Origin of the sequence: Pseudophaeobacter sp. (genome assembly GCF_039971195.1) — a bacterium.
Taxonomy (GTDB): Bacteria; Pseudomonadota; Alphaproteobacteria; order Rhodobacterales; family Rhodobacteraceae; genus Pseudophaeobacter.
In genome coordinates, this window is sequence record NZ_JBDWPJ010000113.1 from 1 (window position 1) to 9529 (window position 9529).

Genomic DNA, 9529 nt, shown 5'->3' on the forward strand with positions numbered 1-9529 from the left:
TGATCGCCATCGCCGAGGTTGTCCGCGACCTGCACCGCACCGATGATCAGCGTGAGCAGAGCTATTCGGAACGCCAACTCTATGAGGCGGCGCTCGAGCGCCTGACCCGCGAAGTGGCCGCCGTGGCTGGTGGCGATGAAATCCTCGCAGCCAAACAGGTTGGCGATGTGCTGACCTCCCGCGTCGCAGCCTGATCCATCGCAGGTATGACGATTAAAAGCCCGTGGCCTTTCTGGTCGCGGGCTTTTTTAGTTCAACAGCACGACCAGCGTGAGCATCCCGATGGTCTCGCAGAGCTGTTGGCAGGCACCAAGAACGTCACCGGTCTGGCCGCCGATCTTTGCGCGGGCCAGCAATCCCAACCCAAAGGTGGTACAGCCAAGCATCAGGACAAGGGCAAAGCTGGCACTCCCCAGCAGCGGCAGCGACAGTAAAACGGCGAGGCCAATCCCGAGGCTAAGGGCCCGCCGGGACGGGCGGCCGACGGATCGTGATAGGCCGGACTGGCGGGCATTGGGCAGCCAAGACATCAGCACCGGCATCATCGCGCGACTGAGCATGGCAATCGTCAGCAGGCTCCAGATTTCACCCAGCCCGATCAGCAGGGTGAGGGCCTGCCAACGCAGCCCAATGGCAAAAACCAGCGCCAAAACACCGTAGCTGCCAATCTGGCTGTCCTTCATGATCTCCAGCCGGCGGGCCGGATCAAAGCCGCCCCAGAAGCCATCGGCGCAATCGGCCAATCCGTCTTCATGCATCGCCCCGGTCAGCAGCACCTGCACCAGCAGCACCAGCCCCGCCACCATGCCTGCGGGCAAGCCAAGCGCGAGCGCCGCCAAGCCCAGCAGGCAGGCGGGCAATGTGATGGCGAGGCCCGCCAAGGGAAAGGCCCAGACAGCACGGGACTGGCGCTGAAAGCTGTCACTGGCCAGCCGTGGCAGCGGCAGGCGGGTCAGCAGCACCAGGACCAGGGGGATATCCACCAGGGATATGTCGTTTTTTCGCATATGCGGGCCTCTTGCGGGACTTGCGAAGCAGCCATGAGCCGCTAAACAGTTTGAAACCCGATTTACCCGCGTCCCGCGCTCAGATGCAACGAGGCTTTACATGCTGCCACCATTCACTTCTCTCGATGACTTCCGAAACCAGCTGGCACAGGCCAAGGGTGTAGACGCGGCTGCCACTGCTGGTGCTGCCGCCCGCAATGGTCAACTAACCAAGCCACCCGGTGCCCTGGGACGACTGGAGGATCTGGCGATCTGGTATGGCGGTTGGCGCGGCAGTGACCGGCCCGAGATTGCCGCGCCACAGGTGATCATCTTTGCCGGCAATCACGGAGTTACCGCCCAGGGGGTCTCTGCCTTCCCGCCCGAAGTGACTGCCCAGATGGTGATCAACTTTGAACATGGCGGCGCTGCCATCAACCAACTGGCCAAGCTGGCCGGAGCGCGCATGGATGTACATGCGCTGGATCTGGATACACCGGTGCAGGATTTCACCCAAGCCCCCGCGATGCGCGAGGCAGAGCTACTAGCGGCGCTACAGGCGGGGTGGAATGCCGTTGATCCTACGGCGGATCTGCTGGTGGTCGGCGAGATGGGCATTGGCAATACCACACCCGCCGCGGCCCTGGCCTTTGCCCTGTTTGGCGGTGATGCGGCTGACTGGACCGGGCGCGGCACCGGGGTGGACGATGCAAGTCTGGCCAATAAGACACGGGTGGTGGCCGAGGGTGTGGCGATGCACGGTGCTGTCATCAAGGATGGTCTGGATGCGCTGGCCTGTCTCGGTGGGCGCGAGATTGCCGCCATGGCCGGTGCGATTGCAGCTGCACGGCTGTTGCATATCCCGGTGATCCTCGACGGGTTCATCTGCTGCGCTGCAGCCGCCTGCCTGCTGCGCACCAGCGCTACGGCGCTGGATCATGCTGTTGCGGGTCATCAAAGCGCCGAAAGCGCCCATCCTGCCTTGTTAAAGGAACTGGGCAAGGAGCCGCTCTTGTCGCTGGGATTGCGCCTGGGTGAGGGCTCTGGCGCGGCGCTGGCCATTCAGGTTCTGAAAGGCGCTGTCGCCTGCCACAGTGGCATGGCCACCTTTGCAGAGGCCGGTGTCACCGATGGGTGATGATTTCCCACAGGGATAAATACCTAGGCCCCGCAGAAAATCTGTGGGGCCTATCTTGTTGAGACCTTTTGCGGGGCTCGATCAGGCGGAATCGCGGTCTTTCTTTTCGGCCAGTTCCAGAAGCGCAGTTTCAAGATCTTTCTCCAGCTCGCGGGCGCGGGCCATATAGGCCTTGTTCTCGCTCGCCGGAGTGCCGGGCTCCCAAAGAGAGGCCAGTTCACGCACCGTTAGACGGTCGTGGGCATAGAAGGTCTGTTCTGCCTGGGCGGCCTCATATTCGCTAAGGCCGATTTTTTCCAGAACGTAGCGTCCGGCCCGTAGCGAGCTGTCAAACATCTCGCGGACAATGTCATCGGCCCCGGCTTTGTAGAGTTCAAAAACATGATTGCGGTCATAGGCGCGGGCAATGATATGCAGATCCGGGTAGGCGCGGCGCACGTAGCTGACCATTTTGACGGTCTTCTCCGCGTCATCCAGAGCCACCACCAACACATGAGCCTTGGCAATGCCGGCAGCTTTGAGCAACTCAGGCCGAGTGGGGTCGCCAAGGAAGCTTTTGACGCCAAAGCGGCGCATCAGCTGCACCGCCCGCATGTCATTGTCGAGCAGAACGGTCTTGAAACCGCTGGCCCGCACCAGCCGGTTGACGATCTGGCCAAAGCGACCAATGCCAGCAATGATGACCGGCCCCTGTTCATCGATCTCGTCTGGTTCGTGTTCAACTCGGGAATCGCCCATGAAATGCGACAGCAGATCATAGAGGATGAACAACAGCGGCGTGATCAGCATCGATAGGGCAATGACCAGCAGGAGCTTTTCGGCCAGTGGCCCCGGAATAACATTTTGTTGCTGGGAAAAGGCCAGCAGGACAAAACCAAACTCCCCGGCCTGGGCCAGGCTGAGGGTGAAAAGCCAGTGGTTGCGCCGCCGCAGTCCAAAGGCGCGGCCAACAAAGAACAGGATGGTGCCCTTAGCAAGGATCACCAGCAGGGCAAGACCCAGAAGATCACCGGGGTTGGACAGGAATAGCCGGTAATTGATCCCGGCCCCAACGGTGATGAAGAACAGGCCGAGCAAAAGTCCTTTGAACGGCGTGAGATCGCTTTCCAGCTCGTGGCGGAATTCGGAGTTGGCCAGAACCACCCCCGCCAGAAAGGCCCCCAATGCAGGGGACAGGCCAACAAGGGTCATCAGAAAGGAAATACCAACCACGATCAGCAGCGCCAGTGCGGTATACATTTCGCGCAGATTGCTGGAGTGGATAAACCGAAACAGTGGCTGGGTCAGGTAGATGCCCGCCAGAACCACGAAGCCAATCATCCCAAGGGTGGTGAGCGTCACCGCCCAGCCGGGCAGCCCTTCGACCAGGGATAGCCCTTCATGCGCTGCAAAGTCCGCATGGAGACGGTCGATGGAGCCATCAGATCCAATGTGTGGACCGCCGCTCATAGCCAGCAGAGGCAGGAAGGCAAGAATGGGAATGACGGCAATATCCTGGGTCAGCAGGACGGAAAAGGATGCCCGCCCGCCTCCGGTTTGCATCAGTCCCTTTTCAGAGAGCGTTTGCAATACAATCGCGGTGGAGGAGAGCGACAGGGCCAATCCAACAGCCAGGCTGACTTGCCAAGTATGTCCGGCGAAGAGCGCGGCCACCATCAGGGCAAGGGTGCTGAGCAATACTTGCAGGCCTCCCAGTCCTACAAGTTTGTGCCGCATCGCCCAAAGCGCGCGCGGATCCAGCTCCAGCCCGATCAGGAACAGCATCATGACAACGCCAAATTCGGCTACGTGCTGCAGGTCTTCGGTTTCAGCTCCGACCAGTCCCAAGACGGGACCAATAATGATACCTGCGGCCAGGTAACCAAGAACCGAACCCAGCCCGAGACGGGCGGCAAGAGGTACAGCGATAACAGCTGCAGCGAGGTAAATTGTTGCCTGATACAAAAACGCTTCCATAGAAATGGTATCGCAAGCGCTCGCCCGCTTGGCAACGGTTTAAGAGGCCGTGAAAGTCGGCCAAATCGCCGCCCTGGCCAAATGGTCAAGCCCCTAAGGGGACAGCGCCTGTCAAACGGGAAACGGCGGCTAGGTTTCCCCGCGCCGCCGTTTTTTGTTCACTGTGAAGTAATCTACCGCAGCCCTTGGGCTGGGTTAGTTTTCCATCATGCGGATTTCATTGCTGAGCTTGGTGATATCATCCAAGCGGCGCGAAATGCGTTCTTGGAAGACGCCAAGCTGGTCGATGATATCCGACAGGGTTTCACCAGATTCTGGCAGCCGCGCGCTTTCGATCTTACAGAGCACCCGGGTAGAGCTCAGGCCGAGGAACTGGCGGTGCATGACCTGGCAGGCCCGCATGATGCGCTCGGCTTCGTGGTCGACCTCTTCCACCCCCTTGGCGGCACGCGCCATTTCTGTTTCGACCAGATTGCTGAGGATCTTGCGCTCAGCTTCCATATCAATGTCACCCAATCCGCGTCGTTCGGTTTTGAGCTGGGCGTCGCATTCATTCAGAATCCGGGCCATACCTTCGACAAAGAGACTATTGGTGACGGCCAGTTTGATGGTGTTGAAGTTGCTGTTCTCGCCCATCACGTGAGCGGCAAACCAATCCGACATCTCACGCGACATGGCACCGTAGTTCTGCGACAGGACCGTAACCGGTCCGCCCGAGGGTTCGATCCGGGAGGCAATGACCCGCAGGTTGTGCGGAATGGTGTGCATGGCGTCAAAATCTTTGACCAGGCCCTGGGTTTCGCCCACCAGGGTTTCGGCATTGGACATCATTTTACGCAGATCGGTGATTTTGGGATCTTTTGGGCGCTCTAGCCCAGTATCCCGCGCCAACAGTTCCTCGCTGAGCGCATGAGTGGCAAACTGGTGGTAGTCTTCGAAGCCCTTGCCGCGAATCCACTCCATCAATTTTGCTGCGCTGTCTTCTGGGGAAAGACCGTCGTTTGTCTCCGCCTGAAGTAATTCGGCATAGGCTGATTTGACGTCCTCGAACAGGGCGCTGCTGGGCTTGATCCGGGCTGACAGGAAGCCGCCTTCACAAGGAACCACCACGGCAAAAACCCAGTAGTACAGACCGTCCTTAGCCTTATTTTTAACGTAGGCGCCAATGCTGTCACCTGCATTCAGGGTATCCCAGAACAGCTGAAATACACCTTTTGGCATATCAGGATGGCGGATCACCTTATGCGGCGCGCCAATCAGGTCTTCCCATTCATAGTTGGCGACACGTTTAAAGACGAAGTTACCGGCCTGGATAACGCCGCGTTCGTCGGTACGTGAAAAGAAAACCTCATTCAGCGCGAAGGGCGCTTCACCGGTTGAGGGTCGGGCTTCGATACGACGGTCTACAAAGGACAAAGGGGGCGCTCCACTCAAAAAGATTCGATAACGACCTCTAAAGTGAAATCCTTCCCGGAGTGTTAAGTCTAAAATTGATACTAAGTGGGCAGGGGGGCGTCCCTTTTTAACTGTGCCATAACAATCTGGCTTTGAACCCGCGCAACTGCTGGGTGTGGCAAAAGGATCTCGTGGATGAGCTGGTTCAGAGCTTGCAGGTCGCTGCAATACACCCGGAGCAGATAATCCGCCTCTCCTGTCATAGTCCAGGCTGAGGTGATTTCAGGGCGGGTACTGACGAGGGTGCTAAAGCTTTGGGATTGTTCCGGGCCGTGGCTGCCCAGATTGACATGCACAAACCCCTGCACCGTCAATCCCAGCTTGGCCGGATCTAGTCGGGCGCAATAGGCTTGGATATAGCCATCGGCTTCGAGGCGCTGCCGCCGCCTGCCTGCTTGGCTTGGGGAGAGGTTGAGCAACTCGCCAAGCTCCTGTGCCGTAAGATGCGCATTCTTTTGCAAGGCTGCGAGGAGTTTTGTGTCAGTTGAGTCGAGCATGTGCGGTGAATTCCCGTTTTCTCACCAGAATGAGCGAATATCCCGCACACAACAACCTAAACTCAGAGAAGAACGCGCAAAACAAGCATTTGAGGTGCGTTATTGTGCTCTCGAACAGACATCTAGCCCGCATTCTGCGGCAATTGGAGGAAACCATCATGGGTCCATTCCCGCATAACGCCCCAAAATCCGTCATCAGCGACGAAAACCCAGCCGGCACCGATGGCTTTGAGTTCGTAGAATTCGCCAGCCCCGAGCCACAGGAGCTGCGCGATCTTTTCACAAAGATGGGCTATGAAAAAGTTGGTCATCACAAAACCAAACCTGGCGTGGAGCTGTGGCAGCAGGGCGATATCACCTATATTCTCAATGCCGAAAAAGGCAGCTATGCGGATAAATTTGTCACCGAACATGGCCCCTGCGCGCCCTCCATGGGCTGGCGGGTTGTTGATGCCCAAAAGGCCTTTGAGCATGCGATTGCCAAGGGTGCCGAAGCCTATGAGGGCGAAGATAAAACGATGGATGTACCTGCCATCAAGGGTATTGGCGGCTCGCTGATCTATTTCATTGATCAATACTACGAGACCTCGCCCTACAACGAAGAGTTCGAGTGGAGCAAACAGTCCAAACCTCGCGGTGTTGGCTTCTATTACCTCGATCACCTGACCCACAATGTCTACAAAGGCAATATGGACAAGTGGTTCAAGTTCTACGGCGAGCTGTTCAATTTCAAGGAAATCCGTTTCTTTGACATCGAAGGCAAGTTCACTGGCCTGCTGAGCCGCGCCTTGACCTCTCCCTGTGGCCGTATTCGTATTCCAATCAACGAAGACCGTGGTGAGACTGGCCAGATTGTTGCCTACCTGAAGAAGTACAAGGGCGAAGGCATTCAACACATCGCGGTTGGCACCGAGGATATCTACAGCGCCACCGACGAAATTTCGGATCGCGGCATCAATTACATGCCATCTCCCCCTGCGGCCTATTACGATCTGAGCCACGAGCGGGTGAAGGGCCATGATGAGCCGCTGGACCGGATGAAGAAACATGGCATTCTGATCGATGGCGAAGGTGTTGTTGACGGCGGTGAGACCAAGATCTTGCTGCAGATCTTCTCCAAGACCGTGATCGGCCCGATCTTCTTTGAGTTTATCCAACGCAAGGGCGATGATGGCTTTGGCGAAGGCAACTTCAAGGCGCTGTTTGAATCCATCGAACGCGAACAGATTGCCAATGGCGAACTGGACGCCGCAGAATAAGCCGCGCCGCAAATGCTTATTCAGAAGCCGGGCCCTTGGGAGGTCCGGCTTTTTCTTTCAGAGATGAAAGGGGCGTTGCCCGCGGTTTGTTTGGTGGCAAGCGGCAGGATGCTAGTTTCCGGGCAGCCTCAGCGTAGTGTTGGTGCCGCGTTTTTGATACTGTAGCTGGCTGTCACTGATTGCCACCACGGTGCCGCCGTCCAACCGGTCACCTACCTGCACTTTGCGGGTCCGGCCACTGGGCAGTCTGATCAGGGCTTGGCGGTTCGAAGGTTTGCCAAAGACGCCAATCAGATTCAGACGTCGCAGATTGATGGCATTGTTGACCGTGGCCTGACGGGCCACCGAAGCTGAGCTGGGAATGCTTGGCGTCACAGAGCGCGGCACAACTGCGGCTGCGGCGGCTGTCGTCGCGGGGGCGCTGGCCCGCTGTCGGGTGGCGCGATCCACCAGATTGGCAAAGTTCGCCGGACGCGCCCGAGGGCTGGTCGAGGTGGCGATGGCCAGATCACTGACGGGTTGGTTCTCTTGCTCTTCTGTTTTCAGGCTCGCAGGGCGTGCGCGTGGCCGGACGCGGGCCAGTTCGGCACGGCTGAGCCCGCCCAAAAGGGCGCGTTCGGCCTGTTCCACCAGATCCGAGGGGCGCGGGCGGGGCCTTATGAGAGACAGGCTGGCAAGGCGGGCATTTTCAGCCTCCGCCGCGAGGGCTTCAGGATCGGCTCGGGTCGGGGTAGGCGGTGGAACCACCGCAGGACGTCCAAGATAGATCATCACCCCATCCGGGTTCAGGGTGCCTTCCGGGGTGGCGACGACCAGCCCGCGACTGTCGAGATCGAAGTCACTGCCTGCCGCCGCTGGCGAACTTGGGGCCTCAGGTACGGGATCGCTGGACAGAACAGGTGCTGTGGGCAGCGCCACGGCGTCCTGCGACAGGTCGCTGTTGTCGATGGAGGCGACATAGATATCATCCAGCTGCACCAAGGCAGGGGCCTCGGCAATCTGCGGGACCTGTTGCCAGATGCCGGTGGCCGCATAGAGCGCAGCCGCACTCAGCGCTTCGGTGATTTCTTCGTCATGCAGCGCTTCACTGTCAACTGCGGGCTCTTCTAACGCATCAAGCACGGGCTGGCCCGTGCTTGCATGGTGTTCCGTATCTGCAGTGGGGGCCGCCTCTTCGCCGGGCTGCTCTAACGCGCTCAGCTCAACAACGCCAGGATCAGGCTGCCCTGGCAGCGCACTGACCTGTGGCGCGATTCTGTCTGGTTCAGGGTCAATCTGGCTCAGCGGGATATCGCTGGGGATTTCCAAATCGCTGCCATTGTCGGCAGCGGGCTGCTGTTCGATGGCCTCTTGATTTTCAGAGGGTTGCGGCCGCGCGGTGGTCTCAGTCGGCGGCTCGTCTAGGCTACCCTCAAGCGGTGGGCGCTCTCCGGAGAAAAACAACCCGCCTTCAGAAAACAGAGCGAAGGCGGCAACCGCAGCCATGACCAGCAACAGCACTGCGGTCAGGATAAACCCAAGGTGCCGGGGCTTGCCGCCAACTTTTACTGCTTCGGCAGCGAGGCTGGGATCTACGGCAGCTTTTCCAGTTTTCTCCGGGCTAGCAGCAGGTTTGGCTGGTTTCGCCACAGGTGTTTTTGGGGCTGGAGCAGCCACCGGGGAGGCGCCCGTGCCTTTAGCGGCCGGAACGCCTAGTGGGCCAGGTACAGGCCCAGGAGTTTTTACTGGCGCCGATGGCGTGCCCTGTGTTGCCACCGGGCTGACCGTTGCCGCAGGGGGTGCTGTCGCTGCTGCTACAGGCTTTGCCTCCTGTGGGGCAGGGGCTACTGCGGGCGCGGTTTTGCTCGGCCTTGCCGTTGCCGCTGTGGGCGCTGGAGCCTTGGGTGGCACCGGAGCTGCGGGTTGCGATCTGGTTGGTGTTGGTGCTGAGGCCGGACTTGCATCTGGCTCGGCAGAGCTGCGGCGACGGCGGGTGCTGAAACCGGCAACCGGGCCATCGTCTAGGGAGGCCTCTTCGGTATCGGCATCACCGTCTTGGGGGGCGTGCTCCAAAGGCGCAGGGGCCTTTGGCAGAGCCGGTTGCTCAGTCGTTGGCGGAGCAACCGGCTCTGCCTGAACAACAGGTTCTTCGGCTGGGCTGGGCTCTTCAGCTGCGGGCGGCGGGCTCGGCAGGTCTGCTGGTCCCACATCAACAACGGCAATCCCATCGGGCTCCACGGTTTGATCGCCAAGCGAAGC

The 9529-nt window shown here is 59.3% G+C and carries 7 protein-coding genes and 1 pseudogene; 3 read left to right on the plus strand and 5 right to left on the minus strand.

The window, feature by feature from the left end; genetic code table 11:
- Positions 1 to 194: pseudogene (locus tag ABJP42_RS10030) on the plus strand (CarD family transcriptional regulator); the annotation flags it as partial.
- Positions 195 to 248: 54 nt separating this feature from the next.
- Here the strand turns inward: ABJP42_RS10030 and ABJP42_RS10035 are convergent.
- Positions 249 to 1007, minus strand: a complete 759-nt coding sequence (locus tag ABJP42_RS10035) for an adenosylcobinamide-GDP ribazoletransferase (RefSeq protein ID WP_348340171.1) — start codon at positions 1005 to 1007, stop codon at positions 249 to 251.
- Between the two features lie 100 nt (positions 1008 to 1107).
- Between ABJP42_RS10035 and cobT the strand changes: the two genes are divergently transcribed.
- Complete coding sequence (gene cobT / locus ABJP42_RS10040) at positions 1108 to 2124, plus strand: nicotinate-nucleotide--dimethylbenzimidazole phosphoribosyltransferase (RefSeq protein ID WP_348340172.1); 1017 nt, start codon at positions 1108 to 1110, stop codon at positions 2122 to 2124.
- Positions 2125 to 2205: 81 nt separating this feature from the next.
- Here the strand turns inward: cobT and ABJP42_RS10045 are convergent, their stop codons facing one another.
- The 3 genes from ABJP42_RS10045 to ABJP42_RS10055 form a co-directional block, all read right to left on the minus strand.
- Positions 2206 to 4080 carry a monovalent cation:proton antiporter-2 (CPA2) family protein gene (locus ABJP42_RS10045; RefSeq protein WP_348340173.1) on the minus strand — a complete coding sequence of 625 codons (1875 nt, stop codon included), beginning with the start codon at positions 4078 to 4080 and terminating at the stop codon, positions 2206 to 2208.
- A gap of 195 nt (positions 4081 to 4275) precedes the next feature.
- The gene (locus ABJP42_RS10050) at positions 4276 to 5496 is read right to left on the minus strand and encodes a PAS domain-containing protein (RefSeq protein WP_348340174.1); all 1221 of its coding nucleotides are present in this window, start codon (positions 5494 to 5496) and stop codon (positions 4276 to 4278) included.
- Between the two features lie 80 nt (positions 5497 to 5576).
- On the minus strand, positions 5577 to 6032 hold the full coding sequence (locus ABJP42_RS10055; protein ID WP_348340175.1) for an Lrp/AsnC family transcriptional regulator: 456 nt from the start codon (positions 6030 to 6032) through the stop codon (positions 5577 to 5579).
- A gap of 158 nt (positions 6033 to 6190) precedes the next feature.
- Between ABJP42_RS10055 and hppD the strand changes: the two genes are divergently transcribed.
- Complete coding sequence (gene hppD / locus ABJP42_RS10060; RefSeq protein ID WP_348340176.1) at positions 6191 to 7291, plus strand: 4-hydroxyphenylpyruvate dioxygenase; 1101 nt, start codon at positions 6191 to 6193, stop codon at positions 7289 to 7291.
- Between the two features lie 111 nt (positions 7292 to 7402).
- Here hppD and ABJP42_RS10065 read toward each other — a convergent pair.
- Positions 7403 to 9529: hypothetical protein (locus ABJP42_RS10065; RefSeq protein WP_348340177.1), on the minus strand; the 2127-nt coding region annotated here is incomplete at its 5' end.